Genomic DNA, 21,746 nt, shown 5'->3' with positions numbered 1-21,746 from the left:
GCCGGGGTGCTTGCGGCAAGACGGGGGTCGTGCCGCACAATCGACCGTCCGAGGCGAGGACCCTGCGGATCGGAGGGGCGAAGTGATGCAGGGACATGCGGCGGTGATCGCCGGGGGAGGCCGGACCGGGCTGGTGCTGGCGGGCGAGCGCCCTTCGGCGAGTGGGAGGTGAGCGGTTGGGCTGCTACGTGTTGGGTTTCCAGGACATCGACCAGACGCACATCGCGGTCGTCGGCGGCAAGGGCGCGCACCTGGGCGAGCTTTCGCGGATCGAGGGCATCCGCGTGCCGGCCGGCTTCTGCGTGACAACGGACGCCTTCCAGCGGATCGTGGCGGCAGCGCCGTCGATCGACGAACGGCTCGATCTGCTGTCGCGCCTGAGGCCGGACGACCGGGAGGCGATCCGCGCGCTCAGCGCGGAGATCCGGCGGACCCTCGAAGGGATCGCCATCCCCGACGATCTGACGGCGGCGATCACCCGCCCGCTCGCCCGGCTCGGTGACCCGGCCGCCTACGCCGTCCGATCCAGCGCGACGGCGGAGGACTTGCCGACGGCCTCCTTCGCGGGCCAGCAGGACACGTACCTGAACGTGGTGGGGCCGACAGCGATCCTCGACCACATCAGCCGGTGCTGGGCATCGCTCTTCACCGAGCGGGCCGTGACCTACCGCATGCGGAACGGCTTCGATCACACGAAGGTCCACATGGCGGTGGTCGTGCAGCAGATGGTCTTCCCGCAGGCGGCCGGCATCCTGTTCACGGCCGACCCCGTCACCTGCAATCGGAGGGTCGCCGCCGTGGAGGCCTGCTTCGGCCTCGGCGAGGCCCTCGTCTCAGGCCTGGTGAACGCGGACTCCTACAGGGTGCGCGGCGGCCACATCGTCGCTCAGGCAGTCGCCACCAAGCAGCGCGCCATCTTCGCCTCGCCGGGAGGCGGAACACAGCAACAGGCGATCGATCCGGAGCGGCAGCAGCAGCCGGCGCTCACGGATGCGCAGGTGATTCGGCTCGTGCAGCTGGGCAGGCGAATCGAAGCGCATTTCGGCTGCCCCCAGGACATCGAATGGTGCCTGGTCGATGATGATTTCCAGGTTGTCCAGAGCCGTCCGATCACAACCCTGTTCCCCATCCCGGAGGCCGGCGACGCGGGGAACCACGTCTACGTCTCAGTCGGTCACCAGCAGATGATGACCGACCCCATGAAGCCGCTGGGGCTCTCCCTGTGGCAGCTGACCTCACCGGCACCGATGCGCGTGGCCGGGGGCAGGCTGTTCGTCGACGTCACTGCGCGTCTGGCTTCGCGCGCGAGCCGCGCCGCGCTCGTGGAAGTATTCGGGAAATCCGATCCGCTGACCGGGGACGCGCTGCGGACGATCGTCGAACGCGACGACTTCATCCCGTTGCTCTCGGACGAGGGCGCCGGCACTCCGCCGGCGGGCGGCCCGGCGGCCCCGATCGAGACCGATCCGGCGATCGCCACCGAGCTGATACGGCGCAGTCAGGACTCCATCGCCGCCGCGAAGCGCGACATCGCGACCAGGTCCGGATCGGCGCTGCTCGACTTCATCCTGGCGGACATCCAGGAAATGAGGCGGATCCTGTTCGATCCGCTCAGCCATCAGGTGTTCATGACGGCGATGGACGCCTCCCAGTGGCTCAACGAGCACCTGCAGGAATGGCTGGGCGAGAAGAACGCGGCCGACACCCTCACCCAGTCCGTGCCGTACAACGTCACGTCGGAGATGGGGCTGGCGCTCATGCACGTTGCGGACGTGATCCGCCCGCATCCGGAGGTGGTGGCCTTTCTGCAACACGTCGAGGACGAAGCTTTCGTGGATGAGCTGACGAAGCTCACCGGCGGACGCGAAGCGCGAGACGCCATCCGCGCCTTCCTCGACATGTATGGCATGCGCTGCGTCGGCGAGATCGACATCACGAGGCCGCGTTGGAGCGAACGCCCCACCACGCTGGTGCCCGTGATCCTCGGCAATATCAGGAACTTCGAGCCGGGCGCCGGCGAGCAGCGCTTCGAGCGAGGGCAGCAGGAGGCGTGGACGAAGGAACAGGAGCTGCTGGAGCGCCTGCGGGCCTTGCCGGATGGAGAGCAGAAGGCCGAGGAGGCGAAGCGAATGATTGACCGCGTCCGGACCTTCATCGGCTACCGGGAGTATCCGAAGTACGGCATGGTCAGCCGCTACTTCGTGTACAAGCGGGCCTTGCTGGACGAGGCCGAGCGCCTTGTGCAGGCCCACGTGCTTGGTGAGAAGGAGGACATCTTCTACCTCACGTTCCAGGAACTCCACGACGTCGTGCGCACGAAACAGGTGGATGACCATGTCATCTCCCAGCGCAAGGACGCGTTCAGGTCGCATCAAGCGCTCACGCCACCCCGGGTGCTCACGTCGGATGGCGAGCTCGTCGCCGGGGCGTACCGGCGCGATGACGTGCCGGCCGGTGCCCTGGTCGGCTTGGCAGTTTCCGCCGGGGTCATCGAGGGGCGGGCCCGGGTCATTCATGACATGGCGGAGGCCGATCTCGAAACGGGCGACATCCTGGTCACCGCCTGCACCGATCCCAGCTGGACGCCCCTTTTCGTCGGGATCAAGGGCCTTGTGACGGAGGTCGGGGGTCTGATGACCCATGGCGCGGTGATCGCCCGGGAATACGGCCTGCCCGCCGTCGTGGGGGTGGAGCATGCCACCCGGCTGATCCGGGATGGGCAGCGGATCCGCGTGCATGGAACGGACGGGTACGTCGAGATCCTGCTCTAGCTGGGCCAGCCCACCGCCGCAACCTCCGCACCGGAGCGCGGACGGTCCACCAGCGCCTGGTACACCAGGGTGCGGAACTGCGAGCGGATCGGATACGTGCTCGAGGGCAGCAGCTGGGTGAAGAACAGCGCGGTGATCTGCTCCGCGGGGTCGACCCAGAACGCGGTGCTCGCCGCCCCGCCCCAGGCGTACTCGCCGGCGCTGCACAGCGAATGCCCCTTCACCGGGTCGACGACCACCGAGACGCCGAGCCCGAAGCCGACGCCGGCGAACGGCATCTCGGCAAAGAGGGGCCGGCCGAAGACCTCGAGGTCGACACCGCCGGGAAGGTGGTTGCGCACCATGTAGTCGACGGTGCGGGTGCCGAGCAGCCGCACCCCGTCGAGGGCGCCGCCGCCGAGCAGCATCCGGGTGAAGCGATGGTAGTCGGCCGCGGTCGACACCAGGCCGCCGCCCCCGGAGAGGAACACCGGCGGCCGGCGGGCGGGACCGTCCATCTCCACGTTGCGCACCGCCCTCCCGGTGCGCGGGTCGGGGCTGTACAGCGCCGCGAGGCGGTCGTCGTCGGCCCAGAAGGCGGTGTCCGTCATCCCCAGCGGACCGAGCACGCGCTCGGCGAGGAAGCGGTCGAGGGGCAGGCCCGAGGCCACCTCGACGACGCGGCCGAGAACGTCGGTGGCGACCGAGTAGTTCCACTCCGCGCCGGGCTGGAAGACCAGCGGGAGCCGCGCCCAGGCGTCGCAGCAGGCGGCGAGGTCCATGTCCGGCGGAGTGCCCCAGTCGAACCCGGCGGCGCGGTACATGGCGTCGACCGGGTGGGCGTGGTGGAAGCCGTAGGTGAGCCCGGCGGTGTGGGTGAGCAGGTGCCACACCCGCATCGGCTCGCTCGCCGGCACCGTGGAGGGCTTGAGCGCCGAGCCCCTGGAGTACACCCGCACGTCGGCGAACCCGGGGATGAACCGCGCCACCGGGTCGGTGAGCTGGAGCCGTCCCTCCTCGTAGAGCATCATCGCCGCCACCGAGGTGACCGGCTTGGTCATCGAGTAGATGCGCCAGCGGGTGTCGGGCTCGACGGGGAGCCCGGCCTCGAGGTCGCGCTGCCCGCCGCTCGCCACCTGCACCACCCGCCCGAAGCGGCTGACCACCGCCAGCCAGCCGGGCAGCCGCCCGTCCGCGACGTAGCCGTCGAAGAGCCCCTGGATGCGCGACAGCCGGGCGGCGTCGAAGCCGGCCTCGCCGGGCTCGACCTCGACCTGGAGCTCGCTCACTGGCGCGAGAAGCCGTCGGGGCGCACCGTCCCGAGATGGGCGACGAGGGCCCGTTCGAGCAGGTCGGCGTGGCTGGCCGGCGGCGCCGGCGATTCCCGGAGATCGGCCATCTCGCTTCCTCCTCGCTCGGGTCCGACCCGCCGTATTGTGCAGGCTCGGTCGAGCGGTGGATGAACCCTCGGTGCCGAGGGAGTCACCAATGTACTGTCCCGTGAGCTGTGCCGCCTCCCACCCGGTGGGTTCGGTGATGTGGTGGATGATCGGCATCAGCTGAGCGCAGCCTTAATCATTGGTTCGCCACGCCAGCACTCCCGGATAACATTCGGACAGCCACCGGTGATCTCGAAAAACCAAGTATCGCAAGAACACCAAGCCTGAATTGACACAGACACAGGACTGGGGGTAGCGTGGGCACCGAGGCGTGGCGGCGCTCGACGAGTGCTCGGGAAGGGGGATCGATGGCCACGTCGGCTGCCGCAGCCATGAAATGGACCTATGTGACCAGAACGCTGCCTCATGGCACGCCCATGACGGTCGGCGAGTGGCGGAGGCCGCCGCGGTCCGGCGACCTCGTGGTCGGACGCATCACCGAGATCGGGGTGCACGACCACGCCGAGAACCGGAACGGCCGGCGGATGCGCCTGCACGGCGGTGACCTGGTGGTCGGGGCGCTCGGCAACCGCTACGCCACCGACTTCTATGAGGGCTACGTGCTCGACAGCCCCCACGCCCACCTGCTCACCGCCGGCGGGCTGATCGGGTCGGTGGTGACCAGCCACGACGTCCACGGGCAGCCCACCGGGCTGGAGATCATCGGCGGGCTGGTGGGGGCTGGCGGCGAGCCGCTCTCCACCGAGGACTTCGCCCGGCCGGCGCCGGCGATGCCGATGCGGCGGCCGCCGACGATCGCGGTGGTCGGGTCCGGAATGAACGCGGGCAAGACCACCACCGCCGCGGCGCTGATCCGCGGCTGGGTCCGCGCCGGCCTGCGTCCCGGCGCCGGCAAGGTGACCGGCTCGGGCAGCGGCAAGGACCGGTGGGAGTATGTCGACGCCGGCGCCGTCGCGGTCGCCGACTTCCTCGACTTCGGCATGCCCTCGACCTTCGGCTACCCCGGCGAGCGGCTGGCGGCGACGCTGGTCGCGATCCGCGACAGCCTCGCCGTCGACGGCTGCGACGTCATCGTCCTCGAGGTGGCCGACGGCCTGCTCATGCCCGAGACCTCGCGGCTGCTGCGCACCCTCCAGGGCGAGGTCGACGGGGTGGTGCTGGCCACCGGTGACGCCCTCTCGGCGCGGTCGGGAGTCGAGATCCTCACCGAGCTCGGCCTGCCGGTGCTCGCGCTCAGCGGGCTGCTGAGCCGGAGCCCGCTCGCCGCCCGCGAGGCGCTCCGCGCCACCGGCCTGCCGGTCCGCACCGCCGGCGAGCTGGCGGCCGGCGAGGCGCTCGACCTGCTGCCCACCGGCGCGACGTTGTGATCCTCACCGCCCGGGTGTGGTCGGGGCGCGGTCATCCGCCCCCCGGCCGGCTCGAGGAGGTGCCGCTCCGGGTCGAGCGGCTGGAGGGCGGGGCGCTGCTGCTGCCCGGGCTCACCGTCCGCCACGACGGCGACGAGGAGCTCTTCGAGCGCGCCGACCTCCGCTTCGACCCTCGCCGCGGCGGCGGGCCCACCGCCACCCCTGAGCACCGCCGCGACGCCCTGGCCTTCGGCGTGGTCAACACCGCCCACCACCTGAGCCGCGCCCTGGCTCGAGCCACCGAGCTGCTCGGCCGCCCGCTGCCACCCCTGGTCGCCGTGGTCGGCGCCCACGCGGCCCGGCACCCGGGGTGGGGCGGCGGCCACTACCGGCTGCCGGCGGAGAGCTACAGCACCCTGCCCGAGGAGGAGCCGCCGGTCGCCACCGGGGAGATCCATCTCGGCGCCGGCGGCCGGCTGGTGCCGCTCGACGGCCGCGCCTACCTGCACACCGCCAGCCACGACCCGGCGATCGTCTACCACGAGTTCGGCCACCACCTCGTCCACCACACCGCCGACCTGCGCTGCAACCGCCGCCGCGCCGCCGGGGCGCAGACCAACCGCAGGATCCCCCTCGACGAGGGCACCTGCGACTACATCGCCGCCATCCTGATGGGCACCCCGGACATCTACGGATGGCATCGGGCCGGGGTGCCCTCGTACTCGGCACGGCGCCGCCGCCTCGACGCCCCCCGCACCATGGCCCACTTCGTCGGCGGGCATCTGAGCGATCCCCATGCCGACGGCGCCATCTGGTCGGCGGCGCTGTGGGCGGCCCGCTGCGAGCTCGAGCGCGGCGGCGTCGATCCCGGGCGCTTCGACGCGGTGGTGCTGCGGTCGCTGGAGCGCATCGGCCGCAGCGGCGACGATCTCCCGGTCGAGGTGGCGCAGCGGCGGCGCCGGCGCTTCGCCACCGCCCTCGAGGCCATCCTGGCCGAGGACGAGGCCGGCGGCGGCGACCTCGCCACCGTGGTGGAGACGGTGTTCGCCGCCCGTGGCATCGAGGTGGGCACCGCCAACAACGAGTCGCGGTGGCGCGCCCGCGGCGGCCTCCCCGCGGGCATCGCGGTCGGCTCGTGACCGCCGGCGCCGCCGGCGAGAGCGCGGTCCGCAGCCTGTGGCGGTTCCACGGATACGGCCGTCCCCACCTGCGCATCCTCGGCGCCGGCATCGGGCTGCGGGTCGCGGAGATGCTCGCCGACCTCGCCCAGCCCTGGCCGCTGGTGATGATCGTCGACAACGTGATCGGCCACCGGCCGGTGCGCGGGGTGATGGCCGCCGTGCTCGCGCCGGTGCGCCCCTCGCCGATCCTGCTGCTCAGCGTCGCCGCGGCGGCAACCGTGCTGCTCGGCGCCGCCAGCGGGCTCTTCGACTATCTCGGCGACCGGGTGATGAACAGCGCTGGTGAGCGCATCACCGCGTCGATCCGGAGCGACCTCTTCGCCCACCTCCAGCGGCTGCCGCTGAGCTTCCACGACCGATCGTCGCTCGGTGAGCTGACCAGCCGCCTCACCATGGACACCGACCGCATCGACGACGCCCTCGTCGACGTGTTCTCCACGCTGCTGCCGGCGATCCTCACCGTCGCCGGGCTGCTGATCGTGACCATGCTCGTCGACTGGCGGCTGGGGCTGCTCGCCCTCGCCACCGTGCCCGTGCTGCTGGTGGTGATCACCCGCTACGCGCGCCTGACCCGCGCGGCGGCGCGGGCGCGGCGGGCCTCGAGGGGCGCGCTCACCGCCCAGGCCACCGAGGTGCTCTCCGGCATCCGCACGGTGCTCGCCCTCGGCGGCCAGGAGGTGCACGACCGGGCCTTCGAGGCCGGCAACCAGGCGACCCTCGCCGCCGGGCTGCGCTCCGTCGACGTGGTCGCCCGGTTCACTCCGCTGGTGGAGATCTGCACCCAGGCGGGCACCGCCGCGCTGCTCTGGGTGGGGGCGTGGGGGGTGCTCCACCACAGCTGGAGCCTCGGCGTGCTGCTGGTGGTGATGGCCTACGTGCGGACCATGCTCAAGCCGCTGCGGTCGCTGTCACGGCTCTCGCTCACCCTCGCCCAGGGCGCCGCCGCCGCCGACCGCGTCACCGCGGTGCTCGCCGAACCGCGCAGCGTGCTGTCACCGGTCATGCCCGGGACCGTGGATCCCCGCCGGGCGCCCTCGTCCCGGGCCCGCGGCGACCTCGACCTCCGCGAGGTCACCGTCGACTACGGCCGCGGGCCGGTGCTCGAGGCCGCCTTCCTCACCGTGCCCGCCGGCGGACGGGTGGCGCTGGTGGGCGCCAACGGCGCCGGCAAGTCGTCGGTCCTCTCGCTGATCGCGGGCCTGTATCCCCCGGTGGAGGGAGAGGTGCTGCTCGACGGGGTGCCGCTGCCGCTGTGGCCCGCCGGCTGGCTGCGCGAGCAGCTCGCCGTGGTGCCCCAGGACACCTTCCTCTTCTCCGGGACGCTGTGGGAGAACATCCGCTACGGGCGTACCGGCTGCTCCGACGACGACGTGCTCGCCGCCGCCGAGCGGGCGCTGGTCCTCGAGTTCGCGTGCCACCTTCCCGGCGGACTGCAGGCCCACCTCGGTGACCGCGGCGCCGGACTGTCCGGCGGCCAGCGGCAGCGCGTCGCCATCGCCCGCGCGCTGCTGCGCGACGCCCCGGTGGTGCTCCTCGACGAGCCCACCTCGGACCTCGACCCCGAGGCGGAGCGGGTGGTGGTGCGGGCGCTGTGCACGCTGATGGCGGGGAGGACGGTGGTGATGGCCACCCACCGCCCGGCGCTGCTCGACCTCGCCGGCCGGGTGGTGACGGTGCGCGACGGGCGCATCGTCGAGGTGGGCACGGCCGCCGCCGCACCGGACCCGGCCGTTCACCTCCCCGGCCGGCCGGTGCGGCGACCGTCGGCCTCGGCGCGGCGCATGCGCGAGGAGTTGACGGCGATCTTCCAGGGTGGGTAGGGTCGGGCCGCCATGCGTCACCCCACTCCGCTCCGTGCCCTGGTCCCGATCGCCCTCCTCTGCGCCGCCGGGTGGTCGCAGGGGTCGGGTCCCGCCGCCGGCGCCACCGCGGCCCAGTGCCCCGCCGAGGAGGTCTGCGTCTGGTCCGGCGCCGGCTACACCGGCACCGTCACCGTGGTTCAGGACGAGACCTGCGACAACGCGACGGTGGGGTCTGCCCTGAACAACGATGGCGACACCCTCCAGGAGCTGCGCATCTACCCCCAGCCCGCCTGCGCCGGCACCCCGGTGGTGGTGAGGAGCGGGGGCGGCAGCACCGGGGTGTCGGGACGGAGCTACCTGAACTGGCACGACCCCACCGACCCGCAGGGCCCGCCAGGACCGTGACCGGTTCGGCTCGATCCCGGCCTCGACCGGGGGTCTAAACTAGGGATGTGACACTCCGTGCCCTCCCCAGCCCGCTCCGCGAGCGGCTCGAGCTGGCGGTGGCGGCGTTCGCCGAGAAGGGCTTCGAGGGCACCCGGATGGAGGACGTGGCCGAGGTGACCGGGGTCCCCAAGGCCACCCTGTACTACCACTTCCAGGGGAAGGAGCAGATCCTCTCCTGGCTGCTCGCCAGCCTGCTCCGCGACGTCGCCGAGGAGGTCGAGCGCCTGGTCGCCAGCCCGGGGACCGCGCTGGATCGGCTGGAGGCGATCGTGCGCGCCCAGCTGCGGGTGATGGCGGCACGGCCCGACGCCTGCCGGGTGCTCCTCGCCGACCTCAGCCGCGCCGGGCGGATCCCGGAGATCGCCAACGCCATCGGCGAGGCCTTCCTGTTCCCCGTCGCCCGGCTGCTCGCCGAGGGGCGGGCCGACGGGTCGATCGGCGGGCTGGTCGACGACGAGGCCACCAGCGCCGCGATCTACGGCGCGGTGACCGTGACCGGGCTCCACTACCTCGTCGCCCACCAGGAGCTCGACGCCGTGCGGGTGGGCGACATCGTTGTGGGGCTGCTCGGCAGGGGGCTGCGCGCGTCCTGAGCCGGATCACCACGGGGGGAGGCAGCGCGACGAAGACCGACGACGTCGCCATCGATCTGCGCCGGCTGTCGCCGCTCGACGCCGTGCGGCTGGGGCGCATCGGCCTCAGCCTCACCCGCAACGGCGTTCTCAGCACCGCCCGGCGCGGGCCCTTCCTGGTGCTGCGCCCCCGCGACCAGGGGCTGGAGGCGCTGGCCCGGGCGCTGCGCAAGAGCTTCGTCGAGCTGGGCCCGACCTTCGTCAAGCTCGGCCAGCTGATCGCATCCAGCCCGGGGATCTTCCCCACCGCCTTCTCCGAGGAGTTCCGCCAGCTGCTCGACGACGTGCCCCCGGAGAAGCCCGCGGCGGTGCGCAAGATCGTCGAGGAGGGTCTGGGCGCGCCGGTCCAGAACCTCTTCCGCTGGTTCGACGAGCGCCCTCGCGCCGCGGCGTCCATCGCCCAGGTGCACCGCGCCCAGCTCCGCGACGGCCGGGTGGTCGCGGTCAAGGTGCGGCGTCCGGGCCTGAGCACCCGTGTCGAGCGCGACCTGCGGCTGCTCAAGCTGTTCGCCCTCCCCCTGGAGCGGGCCGGGTCGCTGGGCCGGACCATCAGCCCGGTGGCGATCGCCGAGGACTTCGCGGCCAGCCTGCGCACCGAGATGGACCTGCGCATCGAGGCCCGGCGGATGGCGGAGTTCGGACGCAACCTCCACCTCGACGGCGCCAACCCGCGAATCCACGTCCCCGAGGCCGTCGAGGGCATGGTCAGCGAGTCGGTGCTGGTGATGACCTTCATCGACGGCGACCCGATCGACACCGCGGCCCGCCGGCTGGGGAGCGAGGCGGTGTTCGACGTCGGCCTCGAGGCGATGCGCGCCTGGCTCGAGTCGGCGCTGCGCCACGGGCTCTTCCACGGCGACGTCCACGCCGCCAACATCTTCTACACCGCCGACGGTGACATCGCCCTGCTCGACTTCGGGATCATGGGCGAGCTCGACGCGACCCTGCGCCACGTGCTCTGCATGTCGCTGCCCCGCGCCATCCGCGACGCGGTGCTCAAGGGCGATCCGCGGGGCATCGGCGCGGTGCTCGAGGAGGCCGGGCTGAGCCGCGGCCCGATCGACGAGGAGGCGCTGGGACGCGACGTCGGGCTGATCGTCCTCCAGCACCTCGACCGGCCGCTCGCGGAGATCTCCTTCCCCCGCCTGCTCATCGACATCTTCTCGGTGGCGCTGCAGCACCGCCTCACCCTGCCCCGCGAGCTCATCCTCGTCGCCCGCCAGCTGATGCTCTTCGAGGGCTACTCGCGGATGGTCGCGCCCGACCTGAACATCTTCGCCGAGCCCGACATCGTCACCTACCTGTTCACCGGGCTCATCGACGCGCGGGTGGTCGCCCGCCTCCCCGAGATCCTCGGCCGGGTGCACTGAGGGCGCGTCTTCAGGCTCTGAGCGCCGGCGCGCTCAATCATCGGGGGCCTCTCCCGGGCGATCAGCTCCGAGGTCGCTCACAGCCCTCCCCCTGGAACCCCGACGAGCACCCGGTCGGTGGTGACGTCGAAGGGCACGCCCTGGTAGGTGCCCTGGTCGTGCTCGGCCTCGGTGACCGCCATCCCCAGCTCGGTGACCCAGCACGAGCTGACCTGGCGGGAGCCGTTCATGTCCCCGCTGAAGGTGGAGTCGGACCGGGTGGCGACGCAGGTGTGGGCACGGCCGGCGACGGTGACGCTGCGGGTGCCGGTCACGGTGGTGGTGGTGTGGCCGTGGGTCGGGCCGGTCGACCAGTCCGCGGCGTAGGTGGCGCCCTGCCGCACCGGGGCTTCGAGCAGCAGCAGCGGCGGCTGGAAGGTGCCGCCGAAGGCGAGCCCGGTGGTCGACCCCTGGGTGGAGAGCCACTCGACGCCGCCGGGGGCGTAGCGGCGCTGGTCGTCCTGCGTCCCCGCGTTCGACGAGGTGGTGAGCCGCATCACCGGGGCGTCGGCGGAGCCGCCGGTGCGGCTGACGCTGGTGGTGACGTCCTCGCTGAACGGCTGCTGGGAGCCGACCATGCCGATCCGGCGGGTGCCCTCGAGGTGGAACCGCCACCCGCCGGTGGCGGGGATCGCGATGCGCGCCGGCGCCGGCGCGGCGCCGGCCGCTGCCGGGGCCATCGCCGCCGCGGGCGGGGGAGGGGCGGCCACCGGACGGGTGCCGGTCCGCGGTGCCGCGGGCGGTGGCGGGGTCGCCGCCCCGGTCGCCGGTGTCACCGGAGCGGCGGTCGCCGGCGCCACGAGCCCGGCCACCCGGGGGCCGGCGGCGGGGGCCGCGCCGGGGACGCGGGTCGCGGTCAGGCCCTCGGCGAGCGGCGTCCCCACCAGCACCGCCGCGGCGACGGCGGCGGCGAGCCCGAGCTCGGCGGCGGCCACCCCCACGCGCAGCGCCGGACGGGTCCGGGTTCTGGCCGAGCTCGGCCAGAAGGCGAGCCGTCCCAGCCACACCGTGAGCGCCGGCACCAGCAGCGGGCGCACCACGAAGGTGTCGATGAGCACCCCGGTGGTGACCGCGAAGCCCATCTGCGCGAGCGTGGGGAGGGGCACGATCACCATCGCGAGGAAGGTGCCGGCGAGGATCAGCCCGGCCGAGGAGATCACCGGGCCGGTGTCGACGAGGCCGCGCACCGCCGCGTCGGCCACCGACGCGCCGGCGTCGAGCGCCTCGCGCATCCGGCTGGTGATGAAGATGTTGTAGTCGGCGCCGAGGGCGACGAGGATGACGAAGAGGAACGGCGGCACCCAGAAGGACAGGTCGCCCTGACCGAGCAGGCCGGAGAACACCGCGACCGTGAGCCCGAGGGTGGCGGCGTAGGAGAGCAGCACCGTGACCAGCAGGTAGAGGGGGGTGACCGGCGAGCGCAGCAGCAGGGTGAGCACCACCAGGATGGCGACGAGCAGCACCGCCATCACCCGGTGGAAGTCCTCGCCGCCGAGCCGCTCGATGTCCGCGAAGATCGCCGGCGGCCCGCCCACCGCGAGCTGCGCGCCCGCCAGCGGGCCCCCGGCCAGGGTGGACGCGGCGGTCGCCGCCACCCGGGGGATCAGCCGCAGCGCCGCCGGCGCGTAGGGATCGCCGTGGACCACCACCATCAGCCGGGTGGAGGTGCCCCCGGCGCCGACGAAGTAGTCGAGCGGCGCGGCCAGCTGGGGATGGGCGCGGAGCACCGGCTCGGTGAGCCGGAGGCCGCGGGACGACGCCATCGCCGAGTACAGCGGGGTGACGTCGACACGGTTGGGATCGATGCCGAGCGAGCGCAGCCCGGCCATCCCCTCGAGCCCGCCCGCCCCCGAGCGCAGCGTGATCGGCGCCCCCGCCGGCTGGGTGACCGAGCGCACCTCCGCGACCCCGGGGAGGGCGTGCAGCGCGTCGCTGAGCCGGTCGACGGCGTCGAGCGAGGCCGCGGTGCGCACCGCGTGCCCGCCGCTGACCACCAGCACGATGGGGGCGAGCTCGCCGGTGGGAAGGTGGCCGGCGACGGTCTCGGCGCCGCGCCGCGAGTCGGCCGAGGGGGGCAGCTCGCGGGAGAGATCGAAGGACTGGTGGAAGCCCCGCAGCCCGCCGGCGCAGAGCAGCAGCACCGCCGCCACCGCCAGGCTGACCGCTGCCGGCCGGGTCCGCACCAGGGTTCCCAGCCACGGCCAGATGCCGCTGCCGGGGCGTCGCGGCGCCCGGAAGGCGCGCCCGCCGAGCAGGGCGAGCAGCGCCGGGGTGAGGGTGAGCCCGGCGGCGACGGTGACCGCCACCGCGATGCCGACGGCGGGCCCGATGGTGCGGTAGACGCCCATTCGCGCGGTGAGCAGCGACAGGAACCCGGCGATCACGGTCGCCCCGGAGGCGGCGATCACCGGGCCGGTGGCGCGGCGGGCCCGGCCCAGCGCGGTGGTCCGGGAACCGCCGCCGCCCAGCTCCTCCCGGTAGCGGGAGACGAGGAACAGGCAGTAGTCGGTGCCCGCGCCGAACACCATCACCACCATCAGGGTGGTGGCGAGGGTCGACACCTGGAGGCCGTGGGCGGCGAGGATGCCGATGGCGCCGAGGGCGACCGCGAAGGCGGCGCCGCTGGTGACCAGCGGGATCAGCCCTCCCAGCAGCGAGCGGTAGACGAGCAGGAGGATGGCGAGCACCAGCACGATCGAGACCACGGCGGTGCGGGCGAAGCTGGCGGTGACCTCCCCGGTCTCGTCGGCGCTGAGCCCGGCGACGCCGCTGAGGTGGTGGGTCAGCCCCGCCGGGGCGGTGGCGTCGAGGTGGTGGCGCAGCCCCGCCACCGCGCTGTCGGCAGCGCCGGTGAAGGGGGCGGCGCGAAGCCCGACCACCACCAGCGCGGTGGTCCCGTCGGGCGAGGTGAGCACCGACGAGAGCCGGGAGAGGCCGGTCGCCGACTCGACGCCGGCCACCGTCCGCGCCATCGCCGGCGACGCCAGCTCCGCGCTGAGCCGGGCCTGGTAGGCGCGGTCGGCGGCGGTGAGCCCACCCGGCCGGTGGAGGACGATCAGCGCGGAGTCGAGGGAGGGGTCGTGGGGGAAGAGGCGGTGGAGCAGCTGGGCGGCCTGCTGCGAGGGCGCGTCGTGGGGGAGGAGGGCGGTCTCGTCCTGCACCGCCACGGTGGTGAGCGACGGCGCGGCGAGCAGCCCCAGCGCCGCGGCCATCAGCCAGGCGGCAACGACCACGAGAGGACCCAGCAGCCGGCGGCGGTTGCCGCCAGGGTCGTCGGGTCGCGCCATCGCGTGCACCCCCGCCTCTCCGATCCTTGATTGGTGAGTATAGACCGGGAGTACAACTCTGTCAGACGGCGGTCGCCCCCGCGTCGATGACGAGCTGGGCGCCGGTCACGCTGCGCGCGGCGTCGGAGGCGAGGTAGACGACCAGCTCGGCGATCTCGTCGACGCCGGTCAGCAGCAGCGGCAGGATGCTCGCGAAGGAGGCGGCGTGCCCGGGGTTGTCGTCGAGCATGCGCCTGGCGGTCAGGTCCTCGGTGGCCATCGGGGTGTCCACCCCCCAGGGATGGATCGAGTTCACCCGGATGCCGTGCTCGCCGAGCTCGATGGCGGCGCTCTTGGCGAGCCCGACCAGCCCGTGCTTCGCCGCCGAGTAGTGGGCCTGGAGGGGCAGCGACTTCAGCCCGGCCACCGAGCTGGTGACGATCACCGAGCCGCCGGTCCCCTGGTCGATGAGGATCGGGACGGTCGCCCTGAGGGTGTGCCAGACCCCGGTGAGGTTGGTGTCGATCACCCCCCGCCACTCCGCCTCGGAGATCTCCCAGACCCGGCCCCAGCCGCAGATGCCCGCGTTGGCGACGACCACGTCGAGCCGGCCGAGCGCGGCGACGCCCTCCTCGACCGCCGCCGTCAGCGCCGCCAGGTCGCGCACGTCGGCGCGGCGGGCGACCACCCGCCGGCCCCGCTCCTCGACCAGGCGGGCGGTCTCCTCGAGGTCGGCGGGGGTGGCGGGTGGATAGCCGAGGGGCAGCACCTCGGCGCAGATGTCGACCGCGATGATGTCCGCCCCCTCGGCGGCGAGCAGCACCGCCTCGGCCCGCCCCTGCCCGCGCGCCGCCCCGGTGACCAGCGCGACCCTGCCCTCGACCCGGCCCATGGGCGCATGGTGACAGCCCCGCTCCGCACGCCGCCCCGCCCGCTCCCGCCATCCTTCCGTCGATGACGGCGCTCGTCCCCACCCCCGCGACGGCCGTCCCCGCCGGCCCGAACCCGGCGGCGCCCCCGGACCGGCCGGCCCGGCGCGGTGTCCACATCGCCATCGTGGTCTCGCTGCTCCTCCTCGTCGCCGGCGCCGCCGCGCTGCGCCTGCTGCGCCTCGGCGACCAGCCGGGCGGGCTCTTCCAGGACGAGGCGGCGGAGGGGCTCGACGCCTGGCGGATCCTCCACGTGCCCGGCTATCACCCGCTCTTCTTCGCCGGCGACGGCGGCCGTGAGGTCACCTTCGCCTACCTGGTCGCGGCGGTGTTCCACCTCACCGGTCCCGGCGTCACCGCGCTGCGCGCCACCGCGGCGGTGCTCGGCGTCGCCGGGGTCGCGGTCACGCCGCTGGCCCTCCGCCGCTTCGGCGCCGCCGCGGTCATCGGCGGCACCGCCTGGGCGGCGGGCTCGGTCTGGCTGGTCGCGGTCGACCGCGACGGGATGCGCAACGTGCTGGTGCCGCTGGTGGGGACGCTCGCGCTCGCCGCGCTTCTCGCCTGGGGTGACCGGCCCGGCGTGCGGCGCGCCGCCCTCGCCGGCGCCGCCTGCGGGCTGGGCCTCTGGACCTACCAGCCGCTGAAGCTGCTGCCCCTGGTGGCGGCGGTGTGGCTGATCTGGCTGCGCCGCTCCGACCCGGAGCGATGGCGGGCGATGCGCGGCAGCCTCGCCGCCGCGATCGCCGCCTACGCGCTGGTGGCGGCGCCGATCGTGGTCGCCGCGGCGATGGACCCGGTCGCCTACTTCGGGCGCGGAATCAGCGTGAGTGCTGCCAACCCCGACCACCCCGGCCTCGCCGCGCTGCCCCTGCACATGCTCCGCACCCTGGGGATGTTCGGGGTGCTCGGCGACCCCAACCCGCGGCACGACGCCGGCGGCCTGCCGCTGCTGCCGTTCACGGTGATGCCGCTGGCGGTCGCCGGGGCGGTGCGCTGCTGGCGGCGGCACTGCGACCCGGGGATGCGGCTGGTGCTCGCCGGCGTGCCGGTGATGCTGCTGCCGCCGCTGATCGCGACCGAGGGGCCGGCCCCGCACTTCCTCCGCGCCCTCGGTCTGGAGCCGTTCTGCGCCGCCCTGGTGGGGCTCGGCGTCGCCGCGGCGCTGGCCGCGGGGCGGCGCTGGCGCGGGCGCGGCGGGGTCGCGCTCGCCGGGTCGCTGGCCGGGCTGATGCTGCTGCTGCCGGCGGCGGTGGGGGCGAGGGCCTACCTCGACCGGCCCGTCGCCGAGCGCTACACCGCCTACTCCTTCGACCTGGTCGCCGCCGCCCGGCTGGCCGCGGCGCACCCCGGCAGCGTGGTGGTGCTCGACGGCTACCGGGCGCTGGTGGTGCGCTTCCTCGACGCCGGCCTGGCCGTCGCGGTCGCCGCGCCGGGGACGCGGCTGCATCCGCCGCCGGGCACCACCGTGCTCGCCCTCCGCCGCGGCACCCTCGCCACCGCCCTGGGGGCGGACGCCGGCGCCCGGGCGGCGGTGGCCGAGCGCGACCCGTCGGGTGCGCCGAGGGTCTGGGCCACGGTGAGCCGGTGACCCTGCTCGCCACCCGCGTCGCCGCCTCCGGGCGCGACCGTGCCGGGCTGTCCGGCTACGCCGCAGGCCTCGTCGCCATCGGCGGCGCCGGGCTCGCCGCCCGGATCGTCCTTCTCGGCCTGCAGCCGATCTCCCGGGACGAGGCGTTCACCGCGGTGGTGACCCGGCGCAGCTGGGGCGGGATGCTCGACGCGATCCGCCACGACTCCGCCCCCCCGCTCAGCTACGTGCTCGACCACCTCGCCACGGCCGTGAGCTCGAGCCCCTCGCTGCTCCGGCTGCCCTCGGCGCTCATCGGGGCGGCCGTGATCCCCGTCGCCGCCGCCCTCGGCCGGCGTCTCGGCGGTGACCCCGCCGGGCTCGGCGCCGCCGCGGTGGCCGCCGCGCTGCCCTCCGTCCTCATCCCCGCGCGCGACGCGCGGATGTACGCGATGGCGGCCACGCTGGTGATGGCCTTCGCCCTGGTGCTCTGGCGGGCGCTGGAGCGGCCCGACCGCGGCCGGCTGGCGGTGCTGGCCGGGCTGACCGCGGCGGCTCTGCTCACCCACTACCTCGACATCGCCGCGGTGGCGGCCACGCTGGTGGCGGCGGTGCTGCTCCCGGAGCGGCGCGCCCTGCCCCGCGCCCTCGCCGCGGTCGCAGTGGGCTGCCTGCCGCTCGCCGCCTGGCTGCCTCTCGCCCACGCCCAGGCGGCCAACGCCGGCGGGGCCTTCTGGGCCTCGGGGCTCGGGCCCGCCCCCACCCTCGGCATCGTCACCCAGCTCCTCGCCGGACCGGGGGTCGACCGCGAGCTGCCCCAGCACGCCCTGCTGGTCACCGCCCAGGCGTTCTCGCTGCTGGGTGCGTCGATCGCCGGCGCGGCGGTGCTGTTCGGCGTCGCCCGCCCGGCGGTCTCGGGGTGGCGGGGCGGCTGGTACCTGGCCGTGGCCGGCCTCGGCGCCATCGGGATCCTCGCGCTGCTCAGCCTGCGCAGCCCGGTCTGGGACGCGCGCTACGCCAGCGTGCTCTGGCCTCCGCTGGTGCCGCTGCTGGGCCTCGGGCTCGCCCGCCTGCGCCGGCTCGCGGCGCTGCCGGTGGCGGGGATGGCGGTGGCCGCCCTGCTCTTCGCGTTCCTCCAGACGCGCCCCGACGTGGGAGCGCTCGCCGCCGCGCTGCGCGGCCGGGTCGGACCCGCCGACGTGGTGCTGGCGACCCCCGACCTCTACCTCCAGCTGCTCGCCGAGGGCGACCCCGCGACCGTCGCCCGCACCCACGTGCCGGCGAGCTCGGTGCCGTGGTACTGGGGGGTGGCCGCCTATCCCGCGGACGCGCTGATGCCCAGGGTCCCGGCCTCGGCGGCGACGGTGCGGATGGTCAGCACCCAGGGCCAGCCCGCTCCGGCCGGCCCCCCGGGGCGGGTGCGGACCGGTCACGGCTGCACCGACCTGGTCTGCGTCGACGTCTACCTGGCGCCGGGGCCGCGGCCGTAGCGCCGTACCTGTCGGGGCTGCCCGCGGGCACCTCGAGGACCATCTCGACCCGCATCGACGCCCCTCGTGAGCGGCTCGGGCGACCCCGGACGGGTCACCCGATGATGACGCTGTGGTGTCGTCGCCGTCACCGGAGGCCGCCCGACGGGTCGGACGGGCGGATAATCCCGCCCGATGACCCAGCTCACCGCCCTGCCCCCCGCCTCACCCGAGGCCAGCCCACCTCCTCCTCCCGAGAAGGGGTCGGGGGGCAGCGGTCGCAAGCTGGTCCGCGACCTGCTCGAGGTGCTGGCCCTCGCGGTCGCCCTCTACGTCGTCATCACCGTCTGCCTGCAGACGGTGCGGGTCGACGGGCCCAGCATGATCCCGACCCTGCAGAGCAACGACCTGCTCTTCGCCGACAAGCTCACCTACCGCCTCCACGCCCCCGAGCGCGGCGACATCATCGTGCTGCGGCAGCCCGGCGACGTGAACCGCGACATCATCAAGCGCGTCATCGGCGTGCCCGGGGACACCATCGAGATCGACGGTACCTACCACGTCGTCAACGGCCAGCCCCGCCCCGCGGTGCTGATCAAGCCGGCCGGCGCGAGCAGCTTCCAGGTGCTGCCCGAGCCCTACCTCCCCGACCAGACCAAGGACCCCTGGACCGATGTCGACTTCTGCTGCGACAGCGCCGGCAAGGCGACCAAGACCCCGCAGGCGCTCACCGTCCCCGCGGACCGGTTCTTCGTGCTGGGCGACAACCGCAACGTCTCCCTCGACTCGCGGTACATCGGCCTGATTCCCCGGGGCAACATCATCGCCCGGGCCCGGCTGCGGATCTGGCCGCTGACCACCTTCGGCCTGCTGGGACGCGGCCCGGGGCTGGCCGCCGCGCTGATCTTCCCGCTCCCCTGGGGGCTCGTCCGGCAGCGCCGCCGGGTCGCCGCGCTGGTGACGGGGACGCGCCGCCCCCGCGACTAGGCGCCGCCGAGCGCCTCCGCGGCGGCGGCCGCCTCCCCGTGGTCGGCGATGAGCCGGTCGAGCGCGGCACGGACCACCCCGGGCGGGGTGAGCCTCCCCCCCTTCGCGTGCGAGGCCTCGCACACCGCCAGCACCCAGCTGCGCTGGCGCTCGGCGAGGTGGGCGAGGAGCCGGTGGTCGTCGGACTGCAACCACGGCGTGATCGCCGGCTGGCCGGCTGCGGAACCGGCACCGGCGGGGGAGGGGAGCAGGGAGTCGTCGGACAGGGTGCTCTGATCGGTGCTCATCCCACCATGATGCTCGTCCGCGGCGAGAGCGGACAAGGGCTCGAGAACGGGTCTCGTGCCGGCCGGCGCCGGGTCAGTCGCTGGCGGCGGCCTCGGCGGGCCTGGTGGTGCGGGGATGCTCGACGGGGTGCCCGGTGATGGTGGTGTGGGCGGCGAGCGCGCGGCTGACCGCGGCCACCAGGTGGGGCACCGCGAAGGGCTTGCGCACCACCTCGATGTCGAGCAGGGCGAGGCTGTCGGCGGAGCGCCACAGGCCCTCGTCGCCGGTGACGATGAGGCAGGGCAGGTCGGGATGGATGTGGCGGATCTCCATCACCGTGTCGAGGCCGGTGGTTCCGGGCATCCGGAAGTCGGAGAGGAAGAGATCGGGGCGGAGCCCCTCACGGACCAGCCGGATCGCCTCGGCCCCGTCGGGGGTGGGCACCACCGCATGGCCGCTGCCCTCGAGAACGAGGCAGATCATGCGGAGCAGGTCAGCGTGGTCCTCTGCGACCAGGATGTTTGCCATTCCCCTCCACCACACGCTACCACGCCGCGGGCGAGTGCCCGGACAACACTTCAAACGCCAGGGACGCTCCGATCTTGCGACGTGGTGTCCCACCAGAGGGTCACCAGTCCCCGGGGGCGGCCGCCCATCACCCAGCGCCCGTCCTCGTGGACCAGCCAGGGGCGCAGCTGGTCGAGCACCTCGGGGTCGCGGGAGGCGGGCAGGCAGAGCCGGCGGCGGAAGTTGGCCACGAGGTCGTCGCGGCTGTGGAAGTGGAAGCCGCGCCGCCGCTCCCAGCGCTCGGCCGCGGGCTGGATGCCGATCTCGCGGAGCACCGCGACCGCGTCCTCCCAGGTCGGGCCCTGGGGCCGCTCGATCTGCCAGAAGTGCCGCCAGAGCACCTGCTCCTCGGGGCTGAGGCGGGGATGGGCGTCGGTGATCTCGACCACCACCCGCCGCCGCGCCGCCGCGTCGAGGGCACGCACGAAGGGCACCAGGTCGGGGCTGTTGTAGAGGACGTGCCCGCAGACCACGACGTCGGCGACCCCCGCGTCGGCGGCCACGTCGGGCCATCGGCCCAGCACCCGGGTGGCGGCGCCGCTCACCTCGAGCATCTCCTCGGCGGTGTCGACGGCGACCACCTCGGCGCCGGCCTCGGCCAGCGGCCGCGACATCGCCCCGCCCCCGGCGCCCACGTCGAGCACCCGGCCGGCCTCGCCGGGCAGCGCCTCCAGCGCCCGGCGGTGGGAGGGGGTGAGCGGCGCGCCGGCGACGGCGAGGAAGGGCTCGACCGGCATCCGCCAGGGGTTCTCGGGCGCCTGGGCGACGATCGCGTCGGGGATCCCCCAGCCCTCGAGCTCGGTGCGCCACCGCTCCGCGGCCGGGCCTCCGCCGGCCCTCATCCCGGCCTGCGCCGGACCCGTGGCGCCGAGCGCGCCGCCGCGCTGGCGGTCCGGCCCACCGGCGCGCCGCCATCGTCGGACTCGGGCGGCATCACCATGCCGACCGCGAGGGCGTCGGCGAGGCTCCGCAGCCGCGAGTAGAAGCCGGCGGTGTGGGGGGACCGCGCCAGTCGCAGCGCGGTGAAGTCGAAGTGGTGGACCCACTCGTGGAGCAGGGTGTTGAGGAACACCTTGATGGCGACCACCTGGCCGCGCACCGCGGTGCGGTGGTAGATGCGGATCCGCGCCCGGGAGACCTCGCCGTCCTCGAACCAGCAGCGGTAGTAGCCGTAGGTGCGGGACTGGAGGCGCTGACCGTCGTGCTGGTGGACCTGCGGACGGTCGGCGACCACGAGCTCGACCGGCCCCACCCCGGCGGCGGTGCAGAGCTCGTCGATCAGCAGCTGCCCGACGCGCCGCCGCTCATGGGGGTCGTCGCCCGCCGACATCACCCGCAGCGCCAGCCCGCGGGCCACGGCAGAGGGCCGGACGGGGGACCCGGTGACGCGCTGGCTGCGCCGGTAGACGGCGTCGGTGCTCTGGCCGAACATGCGCTCGCCCAGTATACGGCCCCGCCGCCGGATCCGGAGGTCCACACGCGTCATACCCACCGATCGTGTTCTGGGTGGACCGCCCGCCGCTCGCGTACGATGCGCCTGCGCCGAGCTGGCGGAACGGTAGACGCCGTGGTCTTAAACACCACTGGGGGCAACCCCGTCCGGGTTCGAATCCCGGGCTCGGCACGTTGACGCGGTCCACACCCAGGCCACACCGCGGATCAGGCGGCCCGCCTCCTCCGGGTCCGCGTCCTCCGTCATCCAGCCTCGCCATGACCGCCGGGACGCC

General features: G+C 74.2%; 17 protein-coding genes and 1 tRNA gene. 11 read left to right on the top strand and 7 right to left on the bottom strand.

The window, feature by feature from the left end:
- Window positions 1–176 precede the first annotated feature (176 nt).
- The gene (rph, locus tag VGL20_21360; GenBank protein HEY2706239.1) at window positions 177–2,771 is read left to right on the top strand and encodes a rifamycin-inactivating phosphotransferase; all 2,595 of its coding nucleotides are present in this window, start codon (window positions 177–179) and stop codon (window positions 2,769–2,771) included.
- Here the strand turns inward: rph and VGL20_21355 are convergent.
- The gene (locus tag VGL20_21355; protein HEY2706238.1) at window positions 2,768–4,039 is read right to left on the bottom strand and encodes a serine hydrolase domain-containing protein; all 1,272 of its coding nucleotides are present in this window, start codon (window positions 4,037–4,039) and stop codon (window positions 2,768–2,770) included. The genes rph and VGL20_21355 overlap by 4 nt on opposite strands.
- 527 nt (window positions 4,040–4,566) lie before the next feature.
- On the opposite strand from VGL20_21355, the gene VGL20_21350 reads away from it, so the two are divergent.
- The 6 genes from VGL20_21350 (at window position 4,567) to VGL20_21325 (ending at window position 10,928) form a co-directional block, all read left to right on the top strand.
- Window positions 4,567–5,517: a DUF1611 domain-containing protein gene (locus tag VGL20_21350; protein HEY2706237.1), complete on the top strand. Its 951-nt coding sequence runs from the start codon at window positions 4,567–4,569 to the stop codon at window positions 5,515–5,517.
- Window positions 5,514–6,635 carry a hypothetical protein gene (locus VGL20_21345; GenBank protein HEY2706236.1) on the top strand — a complete coding sequence of 374 codons (1,122 nt, stop codon included), beginning with the start codon at window positions 5,514–5,516 and terminating at the stop codon, window positions 6,633–6,635. The genes VGL20_21350 and VGL20_21345 overlap by 4 nt, the downstream gene beginning before the upstream one ends.
- Window positions 6,632–8,497: an ABC transporter ATP-binding protein gene (locus VGL20_21340; GenBank protein ID HEY2706235.1), complete on the top strand. Its 1,866-nt coding sequence runs from the start codon at window positions 6,632–6,634 to the stop codon at window positions 8,495–8,497. Before VGL20_21345 ends, VGL20_21340 begins: the two co-directional genes overlap by 4 nt.
- Window positions 8,498–8,509: 12 nt before the next feature.
- Window positions 8,510–8,884 (top strand): peptidase inhibitor family I36 protein, encoded by a 375-nt coding sequence (locus tag VGL20_21335; protein HEY2706234.1) that lies wholly within the window; start codon window positions 8,510–8,512, stop codon window positions 8,882–8,884.
- A gap of 47 nt (window positions 8,885–8,931) precedes the next feature.
- Window positions 8,932–9,519 carry a TetR/AcrR family transcriptional regulator gene (locus VGL20_21330; GenBank protein ID HEY2706233.1) on the top strand — a complete coding sequence of 196 codons (588 nt, stop codon included), beginning with the start codon at window positions 8,932–8,934 and terminating at the stop codon, window positions 9,517–9,519.
- A gap of 83 nt (window positions 9,520–9,602) precedes the next feature.
- Window positions 9,603–10,928, top strand: coding sequence for an AarF/UbiB family protein (locus tag VGL20_21325; protein ID HEY2706232.1), 1,326 nt, complete (start codon window positions 9,603–9,605; stop codon window positions 10,926–10,928).
- Between the two features lie 77 nt (window positions 10,929–11,005).
- Here VGL20_21325 and VGL20_21320 read toward each other — a convergent pair whose 3' ends face one another.
- Window positions 11,006–14,254 carry an MMPL family transporter gene (locus tag VGL20_21320; protein HEY2706231.1) on the bottom strand — a complete coding sequence of 1,083 codons (3,249 nt, stop codon included), beginning with the start codon at window positions 14,252–14,254 and terminating at the stop codon, window positions 11,006–11,008.
- Between the two features lie 61 nt (window positions 14,255–14,315).
- Window positions 14,316–15,125, bottom strand: a complete 810-nt coding sequence (locus VGL20_21315) for a mycofactocin-coupled SDR family oxidoreductase (protein HEY2706230.1) — start codon at window positions 15,123–15,125, stop codon at window positions 14,316–14,318.
- A gap of 62 nt (window positions 15,126–15,187) precedes the next feature.
- On the opposite strand from VGL20_21315, the gene VGL20_21310 reads away from it, so the two are divergent.
- From VGL20_21310 to lepB, 3 genes are all read left to right on the top strand, one after another.
- Entirely contained in the window at window positions 15,188–16,750 is a 1,563-nt protein-coding gene (locus VGL20_21310; GenBank protein HEY2706229.1) for a hypothetical protein, read from the top strand.
- Complete coding sequence (locus VGL20_21305; GenBank protein HEY2706228.1) at window positions 16,747–18,219, top strand: glycosyltransferase family 39 protein; 1,473 nt, start codon at window positions 16,747–16,749, stop codon at window positions 18,217–18,219. The genes VGL20_21310 and VGL20_21305 overlap by 4 nt, the downstream gene beginning before the upstream one ends.
- A 174-nt stretch (window positions 18,220–18,393) precedes the next feature.
- A complete protein-coding gene (gene lepB / locus VGL20_21300; GenBank protein HEY2706227.1) occupies window positions 18,394–19,185 on the top strand; it encodes a signal peptidase I in 792 nt (263 codons plus the stop codon).
- Here the strand turns inward: lepB and VGL20_21295 are convergent.
- The 4 genes from VGL20_21295 to VGL20_21280 form a co-directional block, all read right to left on the bottom strand.
- A complete protein-coding gene (locus VGL20_21295) occupies window positions 19,182–19,472 on the bottom strand; it encodes a hypothetical protein (protein HEY2706226.1) in 291 nt (96 codons plus the stop codon). The genes lepB and VGL20_21295 overlap by 4 nt on opposite strands.
- 73 nt (window positions 19,473–19,545) lie before the next feature.
- A complete protein-coding gene (locus tag VGL20_21290; protein HEY2706225.1) occupies window positions 19,546–19,980 on the bottom strand; it encodes a response regulator in 435 nt (144 codons plus the stop codon).
- A gap of 50 nt (window positions 19,981–20,030) precedes the next feature.
- Window positions 20,031–20,861, bottom strand: a complete 831-nt coding sequence (locus tag VGL20_21285) for a methyltransferase domain-containing protein (protein ID HEY2706224.1) — start codon at window positions 20,859–20,861, stop codon at window positions 20,031–20,033.
- Window positions 20,858–21,451: a hypothetical protein gene (locus VGL20_21280; protein HEY2706223.1), complete on the bottom strand. Its 594-nt coding sequence runs from the start codon at window positions 21,449–21,451 to the stop codon at window positions 20,858–20,860. Before VGL20_21280 ends, VGL20_21285 begins: the two co-directional genes overlap by 4 nt.
- Before the next feature lie 109 nt (window positions 21,452–21,560).
- Here VGL20_21280 and VGL20_21275 point away from each other — a divergent pair.
- Window positions 21,561–21,643: transfer RNA gene (locus tag VGL20_21275), tRNA-Leu, on the top strand.
- Window positions 21,644–21,746 lie beyond the last annotated feature (103 nt).

It is taken from the genome of Candidatus Dormiibacterota bacterium, from assembly GCA_036495095.1.
Classification (GTDB): domain Bacteria; phylum Chloroflexota; class Dormibacteria; order Aeolococcales; family Aeolococcaceae; genus CF-96.
Note: the sequence above shows the minus strand (reverse complement) of the source record. Positions and strands in the feature narration are given on the sequence as shown.